We start from the raw sequence: 23,530 nt of genomic DNA on the forward strand, positions 1-23,530 counted from the left end.
AGGCCCCCTGTGCCCGCGGGTGTCTACTACTGCTTGCCGCAGAGGCCGACCAGCGACTGCTCCGTCGCAGTCAGGCTGGGACCGGGTGCTGGTGGGTTCTGCGCTTCCGCGGCGCGGCGCTGCTCGTCCTTCTTGCAGGCGGTGACCTGGACGCCGAGTTCGTCGATCTTCTGATGGGCGCCGTCGAGGCTGGTTTCGGTGATGGTGGCCTCGACCAGCTTGCGCTTGAAGGGCGGCAGGTACTTCAGTTCGATGTCGGTGCGGTCGGTCTCCACCTTGGAGAGCTCCAGCGGGCCGAGGTTCTGGCTGATGCCCCGGAAGAGCGCGACGTGGTCGCCCTTGACGCCGATGTAGAACTGGGTCTGCGTCCAGCGGTGGGCGGCGTAGAGGCCGCCTCCGACGACACCTGCGACGATCAGCAGGATCAGGGTGCGGGTGGTCCACTTGCGCCCTTTGCCGCGGCGCCGGCGGGGGTGGTCGTACGTGTCGTCGTAGCGGGAGTCGTCGGCGTACGGCTCGGGTTCGCCGAAGGTGCCGTACGCGCCGCCGCCCTGGCTCTGGTCGGGGTAGCCGTAGCCGGGGGCGTCGCCGCTGCCGGGGGGCCCGAAGGCACCGGCCGGCGGGGGGACCTGGCGGCCCAGGCCGGAGGCACGGCCCGCCGGGGTCTGCATGGCATTGCCGCTGTCGAAGAGCTGGTGCTGGTTCTCGGCGACCGCGCCGACGACGACCGGGGTGTCGTTCAGCTGGGCGGCGAGGGTGTCGCCGCTGTCGGTGTCGAGGACGTCCGCGACGATGCAGGTGATGTTGTCCGGTCCGCCGCCGCGCAGGGCGAGCTGGATCAGGGCCTGCACGGTCTCGTGGGGGCCGTGGTAGTCGGCGAGGGTCTCTTCCAGGGTCTGGTGGGAGACGACGCCGGACAGCCCGTCGGAGCAGATGAGGTAGCGGTCGCCGGTGCGGACCTCGCGGATGGAGAGGTCGGGCTCGACGGTGTCACCGCTGCCGAGCGCCCGCATGAGGAGCGAGCGCTGCGGGTGGGTGGTGGCTTCCTCTTCGGTGATGCGGCCCTCGTCGACGAGGCGCTGCACCCAGGTGTGGTCCTGGGTGATCTGCGTGAGGACGCCGTCGCGGAGCAGGTAGGCGCGGGAGTCGCCGACGTGGACGAGTCCGAGGCGCTGGCCGGTCCACAGGAGTGCGGTCAGGGTGGTGCCCATGCCTTCGAGCTGGGCGTCCTCCTCGACCATGACGCGCAGCTGGTCGTTCGCGCGCTGCACGGCAGTGGCGAGCGAAGTGAGGATGTCGGAGCCCGGGACGTCGTCGTCGAGCTGCACGAGGGAGGAGATCACCTCGGAGCTGGCGACCTCGCCGGCGGCTTGGCCGCCCATGCCGTCGGCGACGGCGAGGAGACGGGGACCGGCATAGCCGGAATCCTCGTTGCCCTCGCGGATCATGCCCTTGTGGGATCCGGCGGCGAACCGCAGGGACAGACTCATGCGCACCTGCCCAGTCGATTCCTCTGGGTACAACCGGTCTCGAGCCACACTGCCCACCCTCCGGTCGGGAGCGCGCTCGGGTCCGTGTCCCGGGTGGGCCGGACTGCCGCGGCTCGCTCGCTCCGCTCGCTCATTCTCGTACTACTTCCGCAGCTCGATGACGGTCTTGCCGATGCGGATCGGGGCGCCCGGCGGAATGGGCGTCGGGGTGGTCAGCCGGGTCCGGTCGAGATACGTGCCGTTGGTGGACCCGAGATCCTCGACGATCCACTGGCCGTCACGGTCGGGGTAGATCCTGGCATGGCGGCTGGACGCGTAGTCGTCGTCCAGCACGATCGTGGAGTCGTGGGCGCGGCCCAGCGTGATCGTCTGCCCGGCGAGGGCGACCGTGGTGCCCGTGAGGGTGCCCTCGGAGACGACGAGTTTGGTCGGCGCTCCGCGGCGCTGGCGCTGCTGAGGCGGCGCGGCGGCCTGGCGGCCGCTGCCGGCCTGCGCCGGTGTTCCGGGCGCGGCGCTGCCGCGGCGCGAGCCGCGCTGCGTGACGCGCGTCCCGAAGAGGTCGCTGCGGATGACCTGGACGGCCACGATGACGAACAGCCACAGAACGGCCAGGAAACCCAACCGCATGACCGTCAGGGTCAGCTCTGACATTGCCCCCGCTTCACCCTTCGGCTTGCCGGTAAATGATGGTGGTGCTGCCCACGACGATCCGCGAGCCGTCGCGGAGCGTAGCGCGGGTGGTGTGCTGCCCGTCCACCACGATGCCGTTGGTGGACCCGAGATCCTGGATCGTCGAGGGCGTTCCGGTCCGGATCTCACAGTGCCGGCGCGAGACGCCGGGGTCGTCGATCCGCACGTCGGCTTCGGTGCTTCGGCCGAGTACGAGCGTGGGGCGCGAGATCTGGTGGCGGGTGCCGTTGATCTCGATCCAGTGGCGCCGGGTGGCGCCTCCGGTCGGTACGGGGGCCGGTCCGCCCGCGCCCGGCCTGCGCGCGGCACCGCCCGGGGGCGGTCCGGCCGGCATGGGCGGTGCGGCGACCGGCGGGTAGCCGTAGCCGCCCTGCTGGTTCTGGGGGGCCTCCGGCTGTGCCTGGGAGGTGCTGGAGGCGAGCGTGCGGCTGCGGACCCGGTAGAGGCCGGTGTCGAGGTCGTCGGCCTTCTCCAGGTGGACCTTGATCGGGCCCATGAAGCTGTAGCGCTGCTGCTTGGCGTAGTCGCGGACGAGGCCCGCGAGCTCGTCGCCGAGCTGCCCGGAGTAGGGGCTCAGGCGTTCGTAGTCGCCGGCGCTGAGCTCGACGATGAAGTCGTTGGGGACGACGGTCCGCTCGCGGTTCCAGATCGTGGCGTTGTTGTCGCACTCGCGCTGGAGGGCGCCGGCGATCTCGACGGGCTGGACCTCGGACTTGAACACCTTGGCGAAGGTGCCGTTCACCAGACCTTCGAGTCGCTGCTCGAACCGCTTCAGGACTCCCATGGGGCACCTCCTCCGTCGTTGTCGCCCTGTACTGCTTACTGATCGTATCCACGCGTGGCGGATTCGGCTGGTTCCCCCTGGGTCCCATGCGCAGGAGTGTTGGTACTCACAAGGGATCGTAGGGGCGCTCAGGGGACAGTGTCCCGCACCGGGAGTGCAGTGCGGGAGGGGCATCGGGAGCCGGGCCGGGGGCCGTGGGGAAAGCGATGTGAATCCACCCCGTCCGACGTGCTAATGTTTCGACGTCGCCAGGGGAACGGCCCGAAAGGGAAGAGCCACTGGGACGCTGCTCGGGCGAGTGGCGGAACGGCAGACGCGCTGGCTTCAGGTGCCAGTGTCCTTCGGGACGTGGGGGTTCAAATCCCCCCTCGCCCACATCGACGAAACGGTCGTCATCGCGAAAGCGGTGGCGGCCGTTTCGCTTTTTCCGTGCTCCGGTGCGGAGTTGACCGGGGACGGGGGCGCACGCACGGACGTCGGCCTGCCGATTCCGTGCTGTGTTCGGGGAGTTGGGGGCGCCTGCCGGATCGGCCGCGGCGCCGGCGGACGACTTTCGTCGTGGTGTGCGCGACGAAAGAGGGCGGCCGGGCGGAGGCGGCGGTGTCTAGGGTCGGTCGCGTGGATGCGACGGCGAGGATGCGGGCGGGCTGGGTCTGGCTGACGGGACCCGAGCCGTGGACCCGGCGGATGCTGGCGGGGGACCTCGTGCTCGCCGGGGTGCTCGCGCTGCTCGGGCTGGGGGTGGAGGAGCTCGACAACGGCAGCGTCCAGCGGATGCTGGGGAGCGCCGTGGCTGTGGTGCTGCTCACGCTGCTGCGACGCCGGCTGCCGGCGGCGACCCTGCTCGTGGCGGCGGCGGTCTCCCCCTTCCTGCCCGGCTCGCTCCTGATCATGATCCTGCTGGGCTGGTCGGCGGGGCGCCGGATCGTCGGGGTGGGCCGGGCGCTGACCGCGTTCGTCCTGGCGTTCCTCGCCTCGGTCGGCTTCGGTGTCGTGCAGGCGTGGTCCGACCAGCAGCCCGTGCTGGTGATCGTGTTCTCGACGCTGATGTTCCTGGCGACGACGGTGATGCCGGGTCTGGCCAGCCGCTACTGGTCGCAGCGCCGGACCCTGCTCCAGGCGCTCCAGGAGCGCAACGGGCAGCTGATGCGGGAGCGCGTGATGGTCGCCGGGCAGGCCCGGCTGCGGGAGCGCCAGCGGATCGCCCAGGACATGCACGACAGCCTGGGGCACCAGCTGGCGCTGATCGCGGTGCACACCGGCGCCCTGGAGGTGGACCCGCAGCTCACCGGCCACCAGCGCGAGGCGGTGGGGGTGCTGCGGCAGGCCTCGGTGGCCGCCATGCACGAGCTGCGGGAGGTCGTCGGGATCCTGCGGGACGGCGTCGAGGCCCCGGTGCCGGCTGAGGAGGCCCGGCCCGCCGCGCGCGGGGTGGCCGGGATCGCCGGGATCGTGGAGGCGGCGGGGAGCGCGGGGACCGACGTACGGATGACCGTGTCGGGGCGGTCCAGGCCGCTGGCCGCGGCGTGCGACCACGCTGCGTACCGGATCGTGCAGGAGGCGCTGACCAACGCGTACAAGCACGCTTCGGGGGCGCCGATCTCGGTGGAGCTGCGCTACGAGGACGACTCGCTGGTGGTGGAGATCGCCAACGGGCCGGCGGCCGGGCCGGGCGTCGGCGAGGTGGTGTCGGGCGGGCAGGGGCTGACCGGGCTGCGGGAACGGGCGCGGCTGGTCGGCGGGATGGTGCACGCGGGGGCGACCGAGGACGGCGGGTTCCGGGTGGCCGGGGTGCTCCCGTACGGGGCGGAGCCGGCGGGGGTGGAGGACATCGCCGACGACTTCGGGCAGCAGGCGCAGGCTCCGGGGCGTGCGTCGGCGCCGCCGATGGACTGGGCGGCGGTGGACCGGGAGCTGGCCGTACGGGGCCGCAGCCGGGTCGGGGGCGTCGCGACGGGCTGCGGGATCGCCGTCGCGGCGCTGGTGCTGCTGGTGATCGTGGTCGGGGCCGGTGTGGTGCTGCTGATGGGCTCGGTGAGCAACGCGTTGATCAGCCGGGAGCAGTACGACGAGGTGCGCGTGGGCGACTCGGAGGAGGACGTCCGGGCCCGGCTGCCCGAAGGCGACAGCTTCATGACCGTGGGCCTGGACCACAAGGGGCCGGAGCGGCCGGCGGGCGCGCGGTGCCTGGCACTGCTGTCGTCGGAGGATTCGGGACTGACCACCAATACTGTTTTCCGGTTCTGCTTCAAGGACGGCAAGCTCGTCGACAAGCAGGCGTACGAGTCCGAGCAGTAGGAGCACGGGTGACAGCCAAGCCGGTCCGAGTGGTGATCGCTGACGACGAGCCGCTGATCCGGGCCGGGATCAGGATGATCCTGACCTCGGCCCCGGACATCGAGGTCGTCGCGGAGGCGGCGAACGGCCACGAGGCCGTCGATCTCGCCCGCGCGCACACCCCGGACGTGATGCTGCTGGACATCCAGATGCCGGTGATGGACGGCCTGACCGCGCTCGGCGAGCTGGGCCGGGCGGCACCCGAGGTCCGCGCGCTGATCCTGACCACGTTCGGGGAGAAGGAGAACGTGCTGCGGGCCCTGGGCTCGGGCGGCGCGGGGTTCCTGCTGAAGGACTCGGCGCCGGGCGAGCTGATCGGCGCGGTCCGGGCGGCCGCCGCCGGGGACGCGTACCTCTCGCCGGGGGCCACCCGGCACGTGGTCGACCAGCTGGCCTCGGGACGGGGCGCGGCGCGCGGCGAGGAGGCCCGGCGGCGGGTGGCGGAGCTGAGCGAGCGGGAACGCGGGGTGCTGGCGCTGCTGGGCGAGGGGCTGTCGAACGCGGACGCGGGCCGGCGGCTGCACATGAGCGAGGCGACGGTGAAGACGTACGTGAGCCGGATCCTGGCGAAGCTGGGCTGCGAGAACCGGGTTCAGGCGGCCCTGCTGGCCAGGGACGCCGGGCTGTAGGTACGGTCGGGCCGAATTGATGTTGTTGGCCCGGACATTCGGCGGCCAACGGACACGGGCGGGGGCGGCACGCATGACGGCGGTATCGGAGCAGCGCGCGACGGAAGCGGACACGGCGCGGTCGGCGGGCGCGGCGGGCCTGAGGGGCGGCGGGCGGATACCGGCCGTCGAGGGCTTCGCGCCGCGGGCCGTGGCGGGCTCGCCCAAGGAGGCGGGCAAGGCGCTGCGCATGCGGGTGCCGCGCTCGGCGCACGCGCACTTCGAGGCCCCGGCCGGGCGGCCGGACGCGGTGCGGGCGGTGGAGGAGTCCAACGTCGGGCGGGTCGCCGAGCTGGCGCCGATACGGACGGGCCGGATGGCCGCGAACCCCTTCGCGTTCCTGCGCGGATCGGCCGGGCTGATGGCGCACGACCTGTCCGGCGGCCCGGTGACCGGGGTCGGCGCACAGATATGCGGCGATGCCCATGCGGCGAACTTCGGGCTGTACGGGGATGCGCGCGGCCGGCTCGTCATCGACCTGAACGACTTCGACGAGACCGTGTTCGGCCCGTGGGAGTGGGACGTGAAGCGGCTGGCGACCTCGCTGATCCTGGCCGGCCGGGTGGCCGGCGCGGACGAGGACACCTGCCGGGCCGCGGCGCACGATGCCGTGGGCGCGTACCGCCGGACCATGCGGCTGCTGGCCAAGCTGCCGGCGCTGGACGCCTGGAACGCCATCGCGGACGAGGAGCTCGTCTCGCACACCGATGCCCGGGACCTGCTGGGCACGCTGGAGCGGGTCTCGGAGAAGGCCCGCAACAACACCTCGGCGCGGTTCGCCGCCAAGTCCACCGAGGCCGGCCCCGACGGCTCGCGCCGCTTCGTGGACGCGCTGCCGGTGCTGCGCCGGGTCGGCGACGGGGAGGCGGCGGCCGTGGCGGCCTCGCTGGGCCCGTACCTGAAGACCCTGCAGGGGGACCGGCTGCCGCTGCTGGCCCGGTACGCGATCCACGACGTGGCCTTCCGGGTGGTGGGTACCGGGAGCGTCGGAACCCGCTCGTACGTCGTACTGCTGCTGGACCACCGGGGCGAGCCGCTGGTGCTCCAGGTGAAGGAGGCGCGGCCGTCCGTGCTGCTGCCGTACCTGCCCGCGCTGGGCTTCGAGACCGTGGCCGAGGAGCACGAGGGCCGCCGGGTGGTGACCGGCCAGCAGCGGATGCAGGTGGTCTCCGACCACCTGCTGGGCTGGACCACGGTGGAGGGGCGGCCGTACCAGGTGCGGCAGTTCCGCAACCGCAAGGGCAGCGTGGACCCGGCGGCGCTGGCCGCCGACCAGATCGACGACTACGGGCGCATGACCGGCGCCCTGCTGGCCCGGGCGCACGCACACAGCGCCGATCCGCGGCTGCTGGCCGGGTACTGCGGCAAGAACGACGAGCTGGACGAGGCGATGGCCTCCTTCGCGGTGGCGTACGCCGACCGCAGCGAGGCCGACCACGCGCACCTGGTGGCGGCGGTGCGGTCCGGGCGGATCGCGGCGGAGGCCGGGGTCTGAGCGCGTCGCGGTCCGGGCCACGGGGTCCGGGCGCGGGTCACGGTCACGGGTCGATGTTCCACGTGAAACATCGACCCGGGCGGACCGGCCTTAGGCTGGCCGGGTGAGCGAGCAGCAGACTGAAGAGACGGGCGACGAGCGACCCGAGGCGCGCCTGGAGCGGGCCGTCCGGGCCGCCGAGCAGGCGCTGATCGAGTTCGAGATCGCGGTGGAGACCTTCCGGGTGGAGGTGGAGAACTTCTCCCGGCTGCACCACCAGAAGCTCGGCCCGATGTACTCGCGGCTCGACGAGCTGGACGCGCTGATCGCCGAGGCGAAGGCGGCGCGCAGCGGCGATGCCGAGGATCTGCGGCGGGCCCGCGATGCACGCTCGCTGGTGATGCCGATGCCGGGCGTGGACGAGCTGTTCCACGACTGGATGGGTTCGGAGGGCGTCTCCGACGACGCGTCCGCGATGCTCACCGACCGCCCGGTGCGGCCCCCGGAGCGGGTGCGGCCGACGGAGGAGGTGCGCCGGCTCTACCGCGAGCTGGTCCGCCAGGCCCACCCGGATCTCGCCCGGGACGAAGCCGAGCGGGAGCGCCGCGACGCGTTCATCGCGCGGGTCAACGCCGCGTACGGGCGGGGCGAGGAGCAGCTGCTGCGCGAGCTGGCCGAGGAATGGGCGGCCGGCCCCGTGCCGGAGGCCGTGCGGCGGCTGAACGAGAGCGAGGAGCTGTACGCCCGGCTGGAGTGGCTGGCGCAGCGCAAGGAGCTGCTGGCGGCCCTGGCACGGGAGCTGGAGGACAGTGCGATCGGGTCGATGCTGCGGATGGCGCCGGAGGATCCGGACCGGCTGCTGGAGGAGATCGCGGAGCAGCTGCTCGCCGAGGTTTCCGAGCGGGAGTCGGAGCTGGCGGAGCTCGTCACCCCGTGATCCCGGCCGGGTGCGGCGGGGCTTGATCCGGGTGCCGTCCGATAGGTTGGGAGTCAGATCTGCGATGAGAGAAGGCGACGTATGAACTTCGGACCGCTTCCCTCGGTGGACGCCGTGGCGGTGCCCTCCGAAGGCTTTGTCCTTGACGTCCGCGAGGACGACGAATGGGCTGCCGGGCACGTGGAAGGCGCCGTGCACATCCCGATGAGCGACTTCGTGGCCCGCTTCGGCGAGCTGACGGAAGCCGTCGAGGACGGCCGCCGCGTGCATGTGATGTGCCGGGTCGGCGGGCGCTCCGCGCAGGTCACCCAGTACCTGGTGCGCCAGGGCATCGACGCGGTGAACGTGGACGGCGGCATGCAGGCCTGGGACGGCGCCGGGCGCCCGATGGTGACCGACAGCGGGAACCCGGCCTTCGTGCTCTAGTCCGGCCGTCAGGCGAGGGCGTGGGCGGCCAGCAGGTCTCCCAGCGCCTCCTCGTGCGCCGCGGCCGGGCCCAGCTGGAGCTCCAGCTGTTTGGCCCACGCGTGGTAGCGGTGCAGCGGGTAGTCGGTGTCGGCGCCGAAGCCCCCGTGCAGATGCTGTGCCGTCTGCACGACCCGGCGTACGCCCTCAGAGGCCCAGATCTTGGCGACGGCCACGTCGCCGGCGCTCGGCAGCGGGCCGCCCGCCCCGCCGGTCGCCGCATCGAGCCGCCAGGCGGCCTGCCAGAGGGTGACCTCCATGGCCCGCAGGTCGATGTAGCGGTCGGCGGCCTGGACGGCGACGGCCTGGAAGGTGGCCACCGGGAAGCCGAACTGTTCGCGCTTGCCGGTGTATTGGCTGGTCATGGCGAGGACGCCTGCGCCGAGACCGAGTGCCAGGGCACAGGTCCCGGTGGCGAGGAGCTGGCGGAGCCGCTCCCCGGCACCCGGGGCGTCGATGACGTGCGTCGCGGGCACCCGCACGCCGTCCAGGGCGAGTTCGGCGAGCCGTTCCCCGCTGGTGGAGACCTGGTCGGCCAGGGTGAGGCCGGTGGCGGCGCGCGGGACGAGCGCGAGGACGGCCCCGGCGTCGCCGGTGTGGGCCGGTACGGCGATCCAGTCGGCGCCGTGCGCCCACGGGACGGCCGTCTGCAGCCCGTCGAGGGTCCACTGCGCGCCCTCGCGGCGGGCGGTGACGGCGAGTTCCGCGGGATCGTGGCCGCTGCGGCCGTGGGCGGCGGCGGTGAGGACGAGTGTCCCGCGCCCGGCTCCGGGCAGCAGGGCGGCGGCCAGTTCGGGGCTGCCGTGGGCCTGGACGGCCATGGCGGTGGCGCAGTGCTCCAGCAGCGGTACCCGGGCCAGCACCTTCGCCGCTTCGCGCAGCACCAGGCACAGGGCGATCGCGTCGAGACCCGCCCCGCCGTACTCCTCGGCAAGGACCAGGCTCAGCAGGTCCGATGAGGCGAGCCTGGCCCACAGCGGCCGGTCGAAGTCCTCGGCGACGGCCCCCGGGGTCAGCGCGGGGCTGGGCACGCCGTCCGGGGCGACGTCCGCGAAGACGGCCTTCGCCGCCTCGACGGCGGCCTGCTGCTCCTCGGTGAAGGTGAAGTCCACTGCCTGTCCTCCCGCGCGCACCGGATCCCGGTCAGGCCCGGTCCGGACCTGACGGTGCGTCAAGATAGAGCAGGCCGTCGAAAAAGCACAGCCTGAGGGCGCCGCATCAGCGGTCGAAGTCGATCTCCACTTCCTCGGTCACCGCGTGCGACTGGCAGGCCAGCACGAACCCGGCCTCCGTCTCCTCCGCCTCCAGGGCGAAGTTCCGGTCCATCCGCACCTCGCCGGTGACCAGGAAGGCCCGGCAGGTGCCGCACACCCCGCCCTTGCAGGCGTAGGGGGCGTCCGCGCGGTTGCGCAGCACGGCGTCCAGCAGGGACTCCCCGTCCTGGACCGGCCAGGTCCCGGAACGGCCGTCGAGCCGGGCCGTGACCCGTACGTGGGAGGGGGTCGCGGCAGGGGCCGGCGGAGCCGTGTCCTCGACGTGGAAGATCTCCTGGTGGATCCGGGTCCGGACGACGCCGAGCGTGCCGAGTGCCCGCTCCGCGCCCATGACCAGCCCGTACGGGCCGCACAGGAACCAGCCCGTCACGTCCGTGACCGGCAGCAGCGCGGGCAGCAGGGCCTTGATCCGCTCCTCGTCGAGGCGGCCGGACGGCAGCCCGGCCTCCTGTTCCTCCCGGGACAGGACCGTCACCAGCTGGAACCGGTCGGGGAAGCGGTCCTTGAGGTCGGCCACCTCGTCCAGGAACATCGTCGACGCCGCCGTGCGGTCGCTGCGGACCAGGCAGAACCGGGCGTCGGGCCGGGCCGCCAGCAGCGAGGCGGCGATCGACAGCACCGGGGTGATCCCGCTGCCGCCGACGATCGCCGCGTAGTGCCCGGCGGCGGGGGCGGCGGCCGGCTCCAGGACGAAGCGCCCGGCCGGGACCATCACGTCCAGCACGTCCCCGGCGGCGATCTCCTTGTGGGCGAACGTGGAGAACTCGCCGCCCTCGACCAGCCGCACGCCCACCCGCAGCGACGCCGGACCCGGGCCCGCGGGGTCCGGGGCGGGCGAGCAGATCGAGTACGTACGGCGGATCTCGGCGCCCTCGGGGGTGCTGCGGCGCAGCGTGAGGTGCTGGCCGGGGGCGTGCAGGTACTCGCCGCACAGCTCCTCGGGGACGCGCAGGGTCAGCGCCACGGAGTCGTCGGTGAGCCGGTCGACCGCCGCCACCGTCAGGGGGTGGAAGGCGCCGTGGCGCGCAGGGCGCCCGGAGCCCGACGTGGGCGACGGCGTGGACGCGGCCATCTACAGCTCCTTGAAGTGGTCGAACGGTTCACGGCAGGCGGTGCAGCGGCGCAGCGCCTTGCAAGCGGTGGAGGAGAACCGGCTGAGCAGTTCGGTGTCGGTCGATCCGCAGTGCGGGCAGCGGACCGAGAGGGTGAGCGGGACCGGCCCGCCGGCCGCGTGGGGACGCGGCGGGGCGATGCCGAACTCGGCGAGCTTGCGCCGCCCCTCGGCGCTGATGTCGTCGGTCGACCAGGCCGGGGCCAGGACGGTGCGCACCCGCACGTCCGGGATGCCGTGGCCGGTCAGGGCCCGCTCGATGTCGGCGGACATGGCCTCGATGGCGGGGCAGCCGGTGTAGGTCGGGGTCAGGGTGACCTCGACGTGGCCGTCCTCGTGCATCCGCACCCCGCGCATCACGCCGAGCTCGGCGAGGGTGAGCACGGGCAGCTCGGGGTCGGGGACGGAGCCGGCGACCTCGGCCAGCTCCGCCTCCAGGCGGGTCATGGCCTCGGTGGCCGTCGGGGCCGCGGCGCGGGGCGTGTCCGTCACCATGACGCCCCCGGATGGCTGCGGTGCAGGTGCTGCATCTCGGCGAGCATCCTGCCGAACGACTCGGTGTGCAGGCCCTGTCGGCCGGCCCCGGCCGCCCAGGCGCCGGTGCGCGGGCCCTCGGGGAGCGCGAGCCCGGCCCGCTCCAGGACGCCGCCCACGGAGGCCAGCCAGCGGCCCTCCAGGGCGGCCCAGTCCACGCCGCCGATCCCGTCCACCGGCTGGAACATCTCGCCGGTGTACTTCCACAGCGCGTCCAGGGCGGCCCGCATGCGGGCGCGGCTCTCCTGCGTGCCGTCGCCGAGCCGCAGGGTCCACTGCTCGGCGTGGTCGCGGTGGTAGGCGGTCTCCTTGACGGCCTTGGCCGCGAGCGGTGCGAACGGGCCGTCGCCGGCGGCCAGTTCCGCGTAGAGCTCGTGCTGGTGGAAGGAGAAGTAGAGCTGGCGGGCGATGGTGTGGGCGAAGTCCCCGTTCGGCTGCTCGACCAGCTGGAGGTTGCGGAAGGACCGCTCCTCGCGCAGGAAGGCCAGCTCGTCCTCGTCGCCGGCCATGGACAGCAGGACGCGGGCCTGGCCGAGCAGGTCGAGCGCGATGTTCGCGAGGGCGACCTCCTCCTCCAGGACGGGGGCGTGACCCGCCCACTCGCCGAGGCGGTGGGAGAGGATCAGCGCGTCGTCCCCCAGCGTGAGGGCTGCGGACGCGGTGACATCGGAAGACGTGACATCAGTGCTGGTCACAGGTGGTGCACCCCCTCGGGGATCTCGTAGAAGGTCGGGTGCCGGTACGGCTTGTCGGCCGAGGGGGCGAAGAACGGGTCCCGCTCGTCCGGCGAGGACGCGGTGATCTCGGTGGAGGGCACCACCCAGATCGAGATGCCCTCTCCGCGCCGGGTGTAGAGGTCGCGGGCATTGCGCAGGGCCATCTCCGCGTCGGGCGCGTGCAGGCTGCCGGCGTGCGTGTGCGAGAGACCGCGGCGCGAGCGCACGAACACCTCCCACAGTGGCCAGTTCTGCGTCATACCCCTGCCTCCTCGTTCATTGCCGTGCTCTGCACGGCGGTCTGTGCGGCGGTCGCTGCGGTGTGCTTCTCCGCGTAGGCCGCGGCCGCCTCGCGCACCCAGGCGCCTTCCTCGTGGGCCCGGCGCCGCTGGCCGATCCGCTGTTCGTTGCACGGTCCGTTGCCCTTGAGCACGTCCCAGAACTCCGCCCAGTCGATCGCGCCGAAGTCGTGGTGCCCGCGCTCCTCGTTCCACTTCAGGTCCGGGTCGGGCAGCGTCAGGCCCAGCGCCTCGGCCTGCGGAACGGCGATGTCCACGAAGCGCTGGCGCAGCTCGTCGTTGGAGTGCCGCTTGATCCGCCATGCCATCGACTGCGCGGAGTGCGCCGATTCGTCGTCCGGCGGGCCGAACATCATCAGCGAGGGCCACCACCACCGGTTCACGGCGTCCTGCGCCATGGCGTGCTGCGCCTCGGTGCCCTTGGACAGGGCCATGAGGAGCTCGAAGCCCTGGCGCTGGTGGAAGGACTCCTCCTTGCAGATCCGGACCATCGCGCGGGCGTACGGCCCGTACGAGCAGCGGCAGATCGGCACCTGGTTGGTGATCGCCGCGCCATCCACGAGCCACCCGATCGCGCCGACGTCCGCCCAGGTCAGGGTGGGGTAGTTGAAGATCGACGAGTACTTCTGCTTGCCGGAGTGGAGCTTGTCGAGCAGCTCGTCGCGGCTGGTGCCGAGGGTCTCCGCGGCGCTGTACAGGTAGAGGCCGTGGCCGGCCTCGTCCTGGACCTTGGCCATCAGGATCGCCTTGCGGCGCAGCGAGGGCGCGCGAGTGATCCAGTTGGCCTCGGGCTGCATGCCGATGATCTCGGAGTGGGCGTGCTGGGCCATCTGGCGGACGAGCGAGGCGCGGTACGCCTCGGGCATCCAGTCGCGCGGCTCGACGCGCTCGTCGGCTGCCACCGCGGCGTCGAAGGCCGCCGCGAGCTGTGCCCCGAGGTCAGCCCCGAGGCCTGTGTCCTGCCCCGTTTCCGGGGTCACTGCCACCATCCCGGCCCCCTGCCAGAGATTGTTGACCGCCCGACCGACCGATCGTTCGGTTCGTACTCTTCAATGGTGGGTCGGCGGCCCGTAGGGTGTCAACCTCTGAGGTCAACCCTGTGGACGCCGGATGATCGGGGCGGGATGGATTCGAACGAGCGCGAGCCCGCGGAAGGGGCTGCTCCGCCGGCCGTTCCGCCGGTCGTCCCGTCGTCCCGTCCGCCTGCCGAGCCGCCCGCCGAACCGGCTCCGCCGCGGGCCCCCGGCATCGCGGGCCTGTCCGCCCCGTACCGGGTCGTCACGGCCCTCGCCCTGGCGGCGGTGGGCCTCGCCGCCTGCGCGCACCTGGCACTGGTCTTCCTGCACGTCGCCCCCTCCAACACGGTGAGCAAGCAGCACGCGCAGACGGTCGACGACTGGATCTACCCCGAGTTCGAGCAGAACTGGAAGCTCTTCGCGCCCAACCCGCTCCAGCAGAACATCGCGGTGGAGGTACGGGCGGAGGTCCGCACGCCCGGCGGGGAACCGGTCGCCGGCGACTGGCGCGACCTGTCCGCCGAGGACGGTGCGGCCATCCGGCACAGCCTGCTGCCGAGCCATGCGCGGCAGAACGAGCTGCGGCGGGCCTGGGACTTCTTCACCGGCTCGCACGACGACGACAACAAGCCGATCGGGGCGCGCGGAGAGCTGTCGGAGCAGTACCTGCGGCGGATCGCGCTGGACCGGCTCGCGGACGACGGGATCGATCGGGGCGGGATCGTACGGGTTCAGCTGCGCTCGGCGACGCGGGCGGTGGCGGCGCCGCCGTGGAGCGACGAGAAGACCGACACCCAGACCTACTACCGGGAGCTGCCGTGGTGGACGGTGTGAGGCGGGCGCGGGCCGCCGCCGGCCGCGTGGTGGCGCAGGTCAGCGGACAGGCCCTGGGCCCGTACCAGAGCGCCGTCGTCCGCATCGGCTTCTCGGCGACCTGGCTGTTCTTCCTGCTGCGGGAGATCCCGAACCGGAACGAGCTCTACGGGCCGGACGGGCCCTGGAGCTTCGGGCTGGCGGAACGCCTGATCGGCTCGAACCACGCCTTCACGGTGCTGATGTGGTCGGACTCGGAGCCGTGGTTCCAGACCGTCTACGCGGTGTCGGTGCTGTCGAGCCTGCTGCTGATGCTGGGCTGGCGCACGCGTGCGATGTCCGTGGTGTTCATGGTCGGGGTGCTGTCGCTCCAGAACCGCAGCGTGTTCATGGGCGACGGCGGGGACAACGTCATCCACCTGATGGCGATGTACCTGGTGCTGACGCGATGCGCGCAGGTGTGGTCGCTGGACGCGCGGCGCGCGCGGCGGCGGGGCTCCGCCTCGGCGGGGGCGGCCGGGCCGGCGCTGTGGGGCGTGCTGGGCGCCGTGTTCGCCTACGCGGCGGTGACCGCGCGGATCGGCTACGGCTGGCTCGCGGTCTTCGCGGCGCTGTGGGTGGTCTGCGCGGTGTGGTGGCTGGTGGACCGGTACGACCCGCAGGGCGAGGGCCGGGCGGTCCTGGACGTCCTGGCGAACCTGGTGCACAACGCAGGGTTGCTGGTGATCATGACGGAGGTCTGCCTGATCTACGCGACGGCCGGCTGGTACAAGATCCAGGGGTCGCGGTGGCAGGACGGCACCGCGCTGTACTACCCGCTCGGGCTCGACTACTTCACTCCGTGGCCGGGTCTGTCGTCGGTGCTGGCGGGGAGCGGGACGGTCGTGATGCTGCTCTCGTACGGGACGGTGGCGGTGCAGGTCGCGTTCCCGTTCACGGTGTTCAACCGGCGGATCAAGAACGTGCTGCTGGCGCTGATGATGCTGGAACACGCCGGGATCGCGGTGCTGCTCGGGCTGCCGTTCTTCTCGCTCGCGATGATCGCCGCCGATGCGGTGTTCCTGCCGACGGGGTTCCTGGTGTGGCTCGGCACCAGGGCCTCGGGCAGGGTGCGCGCGGCGGTTCCTGCGTCGGCTGCGGCGGATGTCGGGCCGGCCCCGGCGCCGGAGCCGAGCCCGAGCCTGCGCTAGGCCCTGTCGTCAAAGTCTCGCCTGGCCCGCGACGCCCGGCACCGCACCTCGTCCCCCAGCTACCGCTGGGAGGTGCCCCCAGCGTTGTCGGGGCACCCAAGTACGTCCAGTAATCGGGAGCCCCTCCGCCTTGCGATGCACGGCACCGGACGCCGCGGGCCGGACCGGCGCTACTTTGACGACAGGGCCTAGGGCCCGCTGCGCGGGGCTTTCTCCCCGCCCCGCCCTTTCACCGTTTCTCCCCCGGACTCCGTCCGGGGCGACCTCCAGGACTCTGCCCGGCCCCGGCCCGGGTGCGGCGCCGTTGCGGGGGCGCTGCCCCCGAGCCCCCGCGCCCCAAACGCCGGCAGGGCTGGATGGGGTCGGCTGGGTTGGTCGGGGTGGTGGGGCGGGAGGGAAAGGGGCAGGCCACGGGCCCGTAGGCTCGGCGGTATGAGTGAGAAGACCGGGCGGGAGTGGCAGGACGCGGCCGAGCGGGGGGACCTCGTACTCCTCGACGGGTTCCACGCGCTGAAGCACGCCCTGCGGTTCGGGGCCGACGTGCGGGCCGTCGTCGCCGACGACCCCGATGCCGTACGGGCGCTGGCCGACGGGCTGGCCCCGGACGTGGCGGCCGAGGTCGGGCGGCTGGTGCGCAAGGCCGAGCTGCGCACGCTGCTGCCCCGCGTCCACCCCACCGGGGTCGCGGCACTGGCGGTACGGCCCGATCGCGCCGAAGGCCGGGCCCGGCTGGAGCGGCAGCCCCGGACCGCACCCGTCGTCGTGCTCGACAACCCGCGCAACCTCGGCAACGTCGGCGCCGTGGTCCGGCTCGCCGCCGGCTTCGGGGCCACCGGGGTGGTGACCCGTGGCGACCTCGACCCCTGGCACCCCAACGTCGTACGGGCCGGAGCCGGGCTGCACTACGCGACCACCGTGGACCGGGTCACCCTGGAGACCCTCCCGGACGGGCCCTTGTACGCGCTCGACCCGGAGGGCGAGGACATCCGTGCCCTCACCCTCCCGGACGACGCGCTGCTGGCCTTCGGCTCGGAACGCCACGGCATCTCGCCCGAGCTCCGCGCCCGCGCCGACCACCTGGTGTCCCTGCCGATGCGCCCGCAGGTCTCCAGCTACAACCTGGCGACGAGCGTCGCCATGACGCTCTTCCACTGGGGCGGCCCGAAGGCCTGAGCCGTCAGGCCTGGCGGCGGACCTCCACCACGCGGAAGCGGTTCGAGACGAACGCGCCGTCGCACAGGGCCGCGTTCGCCGCCGGGTTGCCGCCCGAACCGTGGAAGTCCGAGAAGGCCGCGGTCTGGTTGACGTAGACCCCGCCCGTCAGGTTCAGCGACAGCTGCGCCGACTCTTCGAGGCAGACCTCCTCGATGGCCCGCTCGGTGTCCGCGGACGTCGTGTACGCGCCGACCGTCATCGCGCCCTTCTCCCGCACCGTGCGGCGCAGCAGCTCCAGCGCGTCCGCCGTGGAGTCCACGGCCACCGCGAAGGAGACCGGGCCGAAGCACTCCGAGAGGTACGGGGCCGAGTCGTCCGGCTTGCCGGCGTCCAGCTTCACCATCACCGGCGTGCGCACCACCGCGTCCGGGAACTCCGGGTTCACCACCTCGCGCGAGGCGAGCGCGACCTCGCCGAGGCCGGCCGCCGCCTCCAGCCGGGCCTTGACGTCCGGGTTGACCAGGGCGCCCAGCAGCGCGTTGGCCCGGGCGTCGTCGCCCAGCAGGCCCCCGACCGAGGCCGCGAGGTCGGCGACGACCTCGTCGTACGACTTGTGGCCGGCGTCCGTCTCGATGCCGTCCCGCGGGATCAGCAGGTTCTGCGGGGTGGTGCACATCTGGCCGCTGTACAGGGACAGCGAGAAGGCCAGGTTGGACAGCATGCCCTTGTAGTTGTCGGTGGAGTCCAGGACGACGGTGTTGACGCCGGCCTTCTCCGTGTAGACCTGGGCCTGGCGGGCGTTGGTCTCCAGCCAGTCGCCGAACTCCGTGGACCCGGTGTAGTCGATCAGCTTGATCTCGGGGCGGACGGCCAGGGTCTTGGCGATGCCCTCGCCCGGACGCTCGACGGCCAGCGCCGCCAGGTTCGGGTCGAACCCGGCCTCGGCGAGGACCTCCCGCGCCACCTTCACGGTCAGCGCGAGCGGGAGCACGGCGCGCGGGTGCGGCTTGACCAGCACCGCGTTGCCCGTGGCCAGCGAGGCGAACAGGCCCGGGTAGCCGTTCCACGTCGGGAAGGTGTTGCAGCCGATCATCAGCGAGATGCCGCGCGGCACCGCGGTGAAGCTCTTGCCGAGCTCCAGCGGGTCCTTCTTGCCCTGCGGCTTCGACCAGTCGGCCCGGCCCGGTACGCGGGTCTGCTCCTCGTACGCGTAGGCCACCGCCTCCAGGCCGCGGTCCTGCGCGTGCGGGCCGCCCGCCTGGAACGCCATCATGAAGGCCTGGCCGCTGGTGTGCATGACCGCGTGCGCGAACTCGTGCGTCCGCGCGCCGATCCGGGCCAGGATCTCGATGCAGACCAGGGCGCGGGCCTCGGGGCCGGCGTCGCGCCAGGCGCCCATGCCGGCCTTCATGGCGGGCAGCAGCACGTCGGGGTCGACGTGCGGGTACTCGACGCCCAGCTCGGGGCCGAACGGGGACACCTCGGAGCCGGTCCAGCCGTCCGTGCCGGGCTGGCCCAGGTCGAGCCGGGTGCCGCGGACGGCCTCGAAGGCGGCGAGGCCGTCGGCCGGCGCGGTCTCCCCGTAGGCCTTGGGGTGCTCCGGATGCGGGGACCAGTAGGCACGGCTGCGGATGGCCGCCAGGGCCTGGTCCAGGGTGGAGCGGTGCTTGTCGGACAGCTGGGGGACGGTGAGCTCGGCGGCCATCAGGGACCAACTCCTCGTTGAGCCGGGCAAGATCAGGCTGATTTGCAGACTGAGATCAGGCAGGGGCGGGTGAAGAAGAGCAGACTGGAGTTAGAGTAACCGAACGATCGGTCGGGACAAGAGGGCCCGGCAGGCCTGTGGATAACCCGGTGCGGGAGGATCAGGACATGACAGCAATCGAGCGGTCCCGCACTGTGGCGGTCGTCGGCGCCGGCACCATGGGGCAGGGCATCGCCCAGGTCGCCCTTCTCGCAGGTCACCGCGTTCTGATCTACGACATCAACGCCGACCTCGCCGCCGGCGGCGTCGGCATCGTGCAGGACCGCGTCGACCGCATGGCCGCGAAGGGCCGCCTCGACCGCGCCGAGGCAGAGGACGCGATCGGCCGAATCGACGCGGCCGTGGACCTCGCCGAGCTCGCCGGCTCCGCGCTCGTCATCGAGGCCGTCGTCGAGGACGCCGCTGTCAAGCGCGCACTCTTCGGAGCGCTCGAAGAGGTGGTTTCGCCGGACGCCCTGCTGGCCACCAACACTTCGTCCCTCTCCGTCACCGAGCTCGCCGCCGGCCTCGCGCACCCCGGCCGCTTCCTCGGCCTGCACTTCTTCAACCCGGCCCCGCTGCTCCCGCTCGTCGAGGTGGTCAGCGGTTTCGCGACCGACCCGGCCGCCGCCGAGCGCGCGTACGCCACCGTGCTGGGCTGGGGGAAGACGCCGGTCCGCTGCGCCGACACCCCCGGCTTCATCGTCAACCGGATCGCCCGCCCCTTCTACGCCGAGGCGTTCGCGGTGTACGAGGAGCAGGGCGCCGACCCGGCCACCATCGACGCCGTGCTCCGCGAGTGCGGCGGCTTCAAGATGGGCCCGTTCCAGCTGACCGACCTGATCGGGCAGGACGTCAACGAGGCCGTCACGCGCTCGGTGTGGGAGTCGTTCTTCCGCAGCCCCAAGTTCACCCCGTCCCTCGCGCAGCGCCGTCTGGTCCAGTCGGGCCGCCTCGGCCGCAAGACGGGCCACGGCTGGTTCCCGTACGGACCGGACGCCGAGGTTCCGGCCCCGCACACCGCCGGTTCCGAGGACGCCCCGGAGAAGGTCACCGTGGTCGGCGACCTTGGTCCCGCCGCGGGGCTGGTCGAGCTGCTGGAGGAGGCCGGGATCGCGGTCACGGCCGCCGAGCACGGGGGCCCGTACATCCAGCTGCCCGGAGAGGGCCAGCTGGTGCTCGCGGACGGCAAGACGTCGATCGAGTTCGCCGACGTCGTCTACTTCGACCTCGCGCTCGACTACCGCAGTGCCACCCGGATCGCGCTCTCCGCGGGCGAGGACACCAGCGAGCGGACCCTCGCCGAGGCGATCGGCCTGTTCCAGAAGCTCGGCAAGCAGGTCTCCGTCATCGGCGACGTGCCCGGCATGATCGTGGCCCGCACGGTCGCGATGCTGATCGACCTGACGGCCGACGCCGTCGCGCGCGGCGCGGCCACCGCCGAGGACATCGACACGGCGATGCGGCTCGGCGTGAACTACCCGCTGGGCCCGGCCGAATGGCACGACCGGCTCGGCCGCGACTGGGCGTACGACCTGCTGCACCACCTCGACGAGCGCTGCCCCGGCGGCCGCTACGCGCCCTCGCTGGCCCTGTTCAAGCTCGGCTACGCGGAAGGTGAAGAGGGAGAGGGCCACGACGCGGGCGACGGGTCCGGCGAGGACGCGGCGGAGGAGACTGCATGACCACCGCCAAGCGCGACACCTACACCCCCGAGACGCTGCTGTCCGTCGCCGTCCAGGTCTTCAACGAGCGGGGCTACGACGGCACCTCCATGGAGCACCTCTCCAAGGCGGCGGGCATCTCGAAGTCCTCGATCTACCACCACGTGGCGGGCAAGGAGGAGCTCCTGGAGCGGGCCGTCAGCCGCGCGCTCGACGGGCTCTTCGCCGTGCTGGAGGAGCCGGGTGCGGTACGCGGCCGGGCGGTCGAGCGGGTCGAGTACGTCACGCGGCGCACGGTCGAGGTCCTGGTCGCCGAGCTCCCGTACGTGACGCTGCTGCTGCGGGTGCGGGGCAACACCCGGACCGAGCGCTGGGCCCTGGAGCGCCGCCGCGAGTTCGACCACCAGGTCGCGGAGCTCCTCAAGGCCGCGGCGGCGGACGGGGACCTGCGGGCGGACGTGGACATCCGGCTGGCCACCCGCCTGCTGTTCGGCATGGTGAACTCGCTGGTGGAGTGGTACCGCCCGCACCCCGGCACGACCGTGGACCAGCTGGCCGACGCGGTCGTCCACATGGCCCTGGACGGACTGCGGACCGTCCGCAGCTAGTCCGGCCGCAATCCGTCAGATCTTGACGCTCATTTTCTGATTGATCGCTGTGCGAATTCTGTACGATGAGCAAGCTTTCGAACGTGTTCAAGCAGCAACAGAAAATGGGGGGGCCGGTGCGCAAACACCGTCTCGTACTTTCCGCCGCCGCAGTCGTCGCCGCGGCCGGCATCGGCGTGGGTCTGGTCCCGGGCATGGCCCAGGCGTCCGGCCCGGCCGCACCGGTGGCCAAGGGGGTGTCCGCTCCCGCGACGGACCTGGCCAAGCTCGGTGCATCCAACACCAAGACGTTCCACAGCCCCGCGGAGCACGGGGTCCGCAAGGCCCTTCCCGCGGCCAAGGGCAAGCCGGCCGCGACCGCGACCGCCCAGGGCGCGGACACCGTCGCCGCCGGAAACCCGGACCTCGGCGTCGTCCTCAACGCCCAGGCCGTCTCCGCGCACGGTGTCGAGCTGAAGGCCCAGGTCCTCAGCTCCCCGGGCGCCACGCTCCGCGTCACCTACGACTGGGGCGACGGCACGACCGACGGCGCCGACGCCACCCCCGGCCAGGAGGTGTCGCTCAAGCACAGCTACGCCAAGCTCGGCGAGTACAACGCCAAGGTCACCGTGACGGACGCCGCGAACTCGGCGGAGGTCGTCAACGAGCTCCCGCTCTCGACGGTCGGCTCGGACTTCACCCCGTACGCCCCGACCCGGCTCCTGGACACCCGGACGGGCACCGGGGCCCCGATGGGCATGGTCCAGGCGTACTCCTCGACCAAGGTGAAGATCGCCGGCAACGGCAAGATCCCGGCAGGCGTCACGGCCGTGGCCCTGAACGTCACCGTCACCAACACCTACACGCCCGGGCACATCACGGCGTTCCCGAGCGGTGCCACGCGTCCGACCACTTCGAACCTCAACTTCGAAGCCCGTCAGACCGTCCCGAACCTGGTGGTCGTGCCCGTCGGCAAGGACGGCTCCGTCGAGCTGTACAACGGCGGCTGGGAACCGGTCGACCTCATCGCCGACGTCACCGGCTACTTCACCCGCACGGCGGCCAGCGGCTACACGCCGATGGCCCCGGTCCGCGCCGTGGACACCCGCTCCGGCCAGGGCGCGCCCAAGGGCCAGGTCCCGGGCCGCGGCACGATCGGCGTCCAGCTCGGCGGCTCGTACGTGCCTGCGAACGCCACCGCCGTCGCGCTGAACATGACCGTCACCAACCCGCGCGAGGACGGCCACCTGACGGCCTACCCGAGCGGCCAGCAGGCCCCGAACACCTCGAACGTGAACTTCACGGCCAACCAGACCGTCGCCAACTCGGTGATCGTCCCGATCGGTCCCGACGGGAAGATCAACGTCTTCAACGGCGCCTGGGCGGGGGCCGACGTCATCGTCGACGTCGTCGGCTACTACAGCCCCGACAGCTCGGGCTCCTTCATGGCGGTCGACCCGCACCGGATGCTCGACACCCGTTCCTGGGGCTACGGGCCGATGTACGCCCGCGGCTACATCTGGATGCCGCTCTCCCACGGGGAGGAGGGCATCGCGGGATACGTCCTGAACACCACGGTGACCAACACCAAGGACGCGGGCTTCCTCTCGGTCGCCCCGGACACGAACACGCCGGACCAGTACCACAACCACACCGAGGTGCAGCTGACGCGTCCCACGGCGTCCACCCTGAACTGGACGGCCGGCAAGACCGTCCCGAACCTCGTCCAGGCGAGCTCCGGCGGCGTCAACGGGGTCGTCGACTTCTGGAACCAGAGCTGGGACACCACCGACCTGGTCGTCGACCTCTTCGGCTACTACGAGACCAAGTGACTTGCTCGTAGGCGCCTCGCGCAGCGCCCCGGGACCGGCCCTTCGGCCGCGCCCGGGGCGCTGTCGCGTTTCCTACTCCTCGGAGACCGTCGGGCCGCCGTTCGGGCCCGGGGCCAGCAGGTCGGTCTCCTCGAAGACCAGGAGGGTGCGGGTGGAGAGGACCTCCGGGATGGACTGGAGGCGGGTCAGGACCAGCTCGCGCAGGGTGCGGTTGTCCGGGGTGTGGACCAGCAGCAGCACGTCGAAATCACCGCTGACCAGGGCGATGTGGGCCGCGCCCGGGAGCTCGCGGAGCTTCTCGCGGACCGTGCGCCAGGAGTTCTGGACGATCTTCAGGGTGATGTAGGCGGAGGCGCCCTGGCCTGCCCTTTCGTGGTTGACGCGGGCCGTGAACCCGCGGATCACCCCGTCGTCGATCAGCCGGTTGATGCGGGCGTACGCGTTCGCGCGCGACACGTGGACCTGCTCGGCCACGGACCGTATCGACGCGCGGCCGTCCGCCTGGAGCAGGCGCATGATCGAACGGTCGATGGGGTCCAGGGGGCGCGGCGGGACCGGGGGCGTCTGGGGGGCCTGAGGGCCCGCGGAGGCACCCCCCGCGGGGGCCGGCACGGAACCCGGCACGGAACCCGATGCGGCCATTTGTTCATCCGGCATTGCCCACTGCCTCCCTCTCCTGGACGTCCTGCATCCATACGAGGGCCCCGGCGCCACTTTGTCCACAGCCTGCAGCCGCCTGTAGCCAAATTG

Annotated in this window: 22 protein-coding genes and 1 tRNA gene; 12 read left to right on the forward strand and 11 right to left on the reverse strand. The window is 72.4% G+C overall.

The features are described 5' to 3' along the window. Window positions 1-26: 26 nt before the first annotated feature. From ABTY04_RS02940 to ABTY04_RS02950, 3 genes are all read right to left on the reverse strand, one after another. Window positions 27-1,490 (reverse strand): Stp1/IreP family PP2C-type Ser/Thr phosphatase, encoded by a 1,464-nt coding sequence (locus tag ABTY04_RS02940; protein ID WP_352211513.1) that lies wholly within the window; start codon window positions 1,488-1,490, stop codon window positions 27-29. A gap of 141 nt (window positions 1,491-1,631) precedes the next feature. Then, the gene (locus ABTY04_RS02945) at window positions 1,632-2,141 is read right to left on the reverse strand and encodes an FHA domain-containing protein FhaB/FipA (RefSeq protein ID WP_352211514.1); all 510 of its coding nucleotides are present in this window, start codon (window positions 2,139-2,141) and stop codon (window positions 1,632-1,634) included. A gap of 10 nt (window positions 2,142-2,151) precedes the next feature. Continuing rightward, the gene (locus ABTY04_RS02950) at window positions 2,152-2,964 is read right to left on the reverse strand and encodes an FHA domain-containing protein (RefSeq protein WP_352211515.1); all 813 of its coding nucleotides are present in this window, start codon (window positions 2,962-2,964) and stop codon (window positions 2,152-2,154) included. Window positions 2,965-3,256: 292 nt separating this feature from the next. Between ABTY04_RS02950 and ABTY04_RS02955 the strand changes: the two genes are divergently transcribed. The 6 genes from ABTY04_RS02955 to ABTY04_RS02980 all read left to right on the forward strand — a co-directional run bounded on the left by ABTY04_RS02955 (window position 3,257) and on the right by ABTY04_RS02980 (window position 8,806). Then, window positions 3,257-3,339: transfer RNA gene (locus ABTY04_RS02955), tRNA-Leu, on the forward strand. Between the two features lie 243 nt (window positions 3,340-3,582). Beyond that, on the forward strand, window positions 3,583-5,262 hold the full coding sequence (locus ABTY04_RS02960) for a sensor histidine kinase (protein ID WP_352211516.1): 1,680 nt from the start codon (window positions 3,583-3,585) through the stop codon (window positions 5,260-5,262). Window positions 5,263-5,270: 8 nt separating this feature from the next. After that, window positions 5,271-5,930 (forward strand): response regulator, encoded by a 660-nt coding sequence (locus ABTY04_RS02965; protein ID WP_352211517.1) that lies wholly within the window; start codon window positions 5,271-5,273, stop codon window positions 5,928-5,930. A gap of 73 nt (window positions 5,931-6,003) precedes the next feature. Further along, window positions 6,004-7,464, forward strand: coding sequence for a DUF2252 domain-containing protein (locus ABTY04_RS02970; protein WP_352211518.1), 1,461 nt, complete (start codon window positions 6,004-6,006; stop codon window positions 7,462-7,464). Window positions 7,465-7,567: 103 nt separating this feature from the next. After that, a complete protein-coding gene (locus ABTY04_RS02975; protein ID WP_352211519.1) occupies window positions 7,568-8,380 on the forward strand; it encodes a J domain-containing protein in 813 nt (270 codons plus the stop codon). Between the two features lie 81 nt (window positions 8,381-8,461). Next, entirely contained in the window at window positions 8,462-8,806 is a 345-nt protein-coding gene (locus ABTY04_RS02980; RefSeq protein WP_352211520.1) for a rhodanese-like domain-containing protein, read from the forward strand. 8 nt (window positions 8,807-8,814) lie between these two features. Here ABTY04_RS02980 and ABTY04_RS02985 read toward each other — a convergent pair whose 3' ends face one another. The 6 genes from ABTY04_RS02985 to paaA all read right to left on the reverse strand — a co-directional run bounded on the left by ABTY04_RS02985 (window position 8,815) and on the right by paaA (window position 13,768). After that, entirely contained in the window at window positions 8,815-9,957 is a 1,143-nt protein-coding gene (locus ABTY04_RS02985; protein WP_352211521.1) for an acyl-CoA dehydrogenase family protein, read from the reverse strand. 106 nt (window positions 9,958-10,063) lie between these two features. Continuing rightward, a complete protein-coding gene (locus ABTY04_RS02990; RefSeq protein ID WP_352211522.1) occupies window positions 10,064-11,191 on the reverse strand; it encodes a 2Fe-2S iron-sulfur cluster-binding protein in 1,128 nt (375 codons plus the stop codon). Further along, entirely contained in the window at window positions 11,192-11,725 is a 534-nt protein-coding gene (paaD, locus tag ABTY04_RS02995; protein WP_502996537.1) for a 1,2-phenylacetyl-CoA epoxidase subunit PaaD, read from the reverse strand. It lies immediately after the preceding gene. After that, complete coding sequence (paaC, locus tag ABTY04_RS03000; RefSeq protein WP_352211523.1) at window positions 11,719-12,459, reverse strand: 1,2-phenylacetyl-CoA epoxidase subunit PaaC; 741 nt, start codon at window positions 12,457-12,459, stop codon at window positions 11,719-11,721. The genes paaD and paaC overlap by 7 nt, the downstream gene beginning before the upstream one ends. Continuing rightward, window positions 12,456-12,740 (reverse strand): 1,2-phenylacetyl-CoA epoxidase subunit PaaB, encoded by a 285-nt coding sequence (paaB, locus tag ABTY04_RS03005; protein ID WP_030292728.1) that lies wholly within the window; start codon window positions 12,738-12,740, stop codon window positions 12,456-12,458. The genes paaC and paaB overlap by 4 nt, the downstream gene beginning before the upstream one ends. Continuing rightward, the gene (gene paaA, locus ABTY04_RS03010; protein ID WP_352211524.1) at window positions 12,737-13,768 is read right to left on the reverse strand and encodes a 1,2-phenylacetyl-CoA epoxidase subunit PaaA; all 1,032 of its coding nucleotides are present in this window, start codon (window positions 13,766-13,768) and stop codon (window positions 12,737-12,739) included. Before paaA ends, paaB begins: the two co-directional genes overlap by 4 nt. 135 nt (window positions 13,769-13,903) lie before the next feature. Here paaA and ABTY04_RS03015 point away from each other — a divergent pair, with 135 nt between their 5' ends. The 3 genes from ABTY04_RS03015 (at window position 13,904) to ABTY04_RS03025 (ending at window position 16,971) form a co-directional block, all read left to right on the forward strand. After that, window positions 13,904-14,629: a DUF5819 family protein gene (locus ABTY04_RS03015; RefSeq protein ID WP_502996538.1), complete on the forward strand. Its 726-nt coding sequence runs from the start codon at window positions 13,904-13,906 to the stop codon at window positions 14,627-14,629. Continuing rightward, window positions 14,617-15,798 (forward strand): HTTM domain-containing protein, encoded by a 1,182-nt coding sequence (locus tag ABTY04_RS03020; protein WP_502996539.1) that lies wholly within the window; start codon window positions 14,617-14,619, stop codon window positions 15,796-15,798. Before ABTY04_RS03015 ends, ABTY04_RS03020 begins: the two co-directional genes overlap by 13 nt. Before the next feature lie 432 nt (window positions 15,799-16,230). Further along, window positions 16,231-16,971, forward strand: a complete 741-nt coding sequence (locus ABTY04_RS03025) for a TrmH family RNA methyltransferase (protein WP_352211526.1) — start codon at window positions 16,231-16,233, stop codon at window positions 16,969-16,971. Between the two features lie 4 nt (window positions 16,972-16,975). Here the strand turns inward: ABTY04_RS03025 and paaN are convergent, their stop codons facing one another. Further along, a complete protein-coding gene (gene paaN / locus ABTY04_RS03030; protein WP_352211527.1) occupies window positions 16,976-18,658 on the reverse strand; it encodes a phenylacetic acid degradation protein PaaN in 1,683 nt (560 codons plus the stop codon). 167 nt (window positions 18,659-18,825) lie between these two features. Between paaN and ABTY04_RS03035 the strand changes: the two genes are divergently transcribed. From ABTY04_RS03035 to ABTY04_RS03045, 3 genes are all read left to right on the forward strand, one after another. Then, the gene (locus ABTY04_RS03035) at window positions 18,826-20,382 is read left to right on the forward strand and encodes a 3-hydroxyacyl-CoA dehydrogenase (RefSeq protein ID WP_352211528.1); all 1,557 of its coding nucleotides are present in this window, start codon (window positions 18,826-18,828) and stop codon (window positions 20,380-20,382) included. After that, window positions 20,379-20,969, forward strand: coding sequence for a TetR/AcrR family transcriptional regulator (locus ABTY04_RS03040; RefSeq protein WP_352211529.1), 591 nt, complete (start codon window positions 20,379-20,381; stop codon window positions 20,967-20,969). Before ABTY04_RS03035 ends, ABTY04_RS03040 begins: the two co-directional genes overlap by 4 nt. Window positions 20,970-21,085: 116 nt before the next feature. Further along, window positions 21,086-22,780, forward strand: a complete 1,695-nt coding sequence (locus ABTY04_RS03045; protein ID WP_352211530.1) for a PKD domain-containing protein — start codon at window positions 21,086-21,088, stop codon at window positions 22,778-22,780. A gap of 72 nt (window positions 22,781-22,852) precedes the next feature. Here ABTY04_RS03045 and ABTY04_RS03050 read toward each other — a convergent pair whose 3' ends face one another. Next, the gene (locus tag ABTY04_RS03050; RefSeq protein ID WP_502996540.1) at window positions 22,853-23,437 is read right to left on the reverse strand and encodes an Lrp/AsnC family transcriptional regulator; all 585 of its coding nucleotides are present in this window, start codon (window positions 23,435-23,437) and stop codon (window positions 22,853-22,855) included. Window positions 23,438-23,530 lie beyond the last annotated feature (93 nt).

This window comes from Streptomyces sp. NPDC097981, assembly GCF_040302565.1.
In the GTDB taxonomy this organism is placed as follows: Bacteria; Actinomycetota; Actinomycetes; order Streptomycetales; family Streptomycetaceae; genus Streptomyces.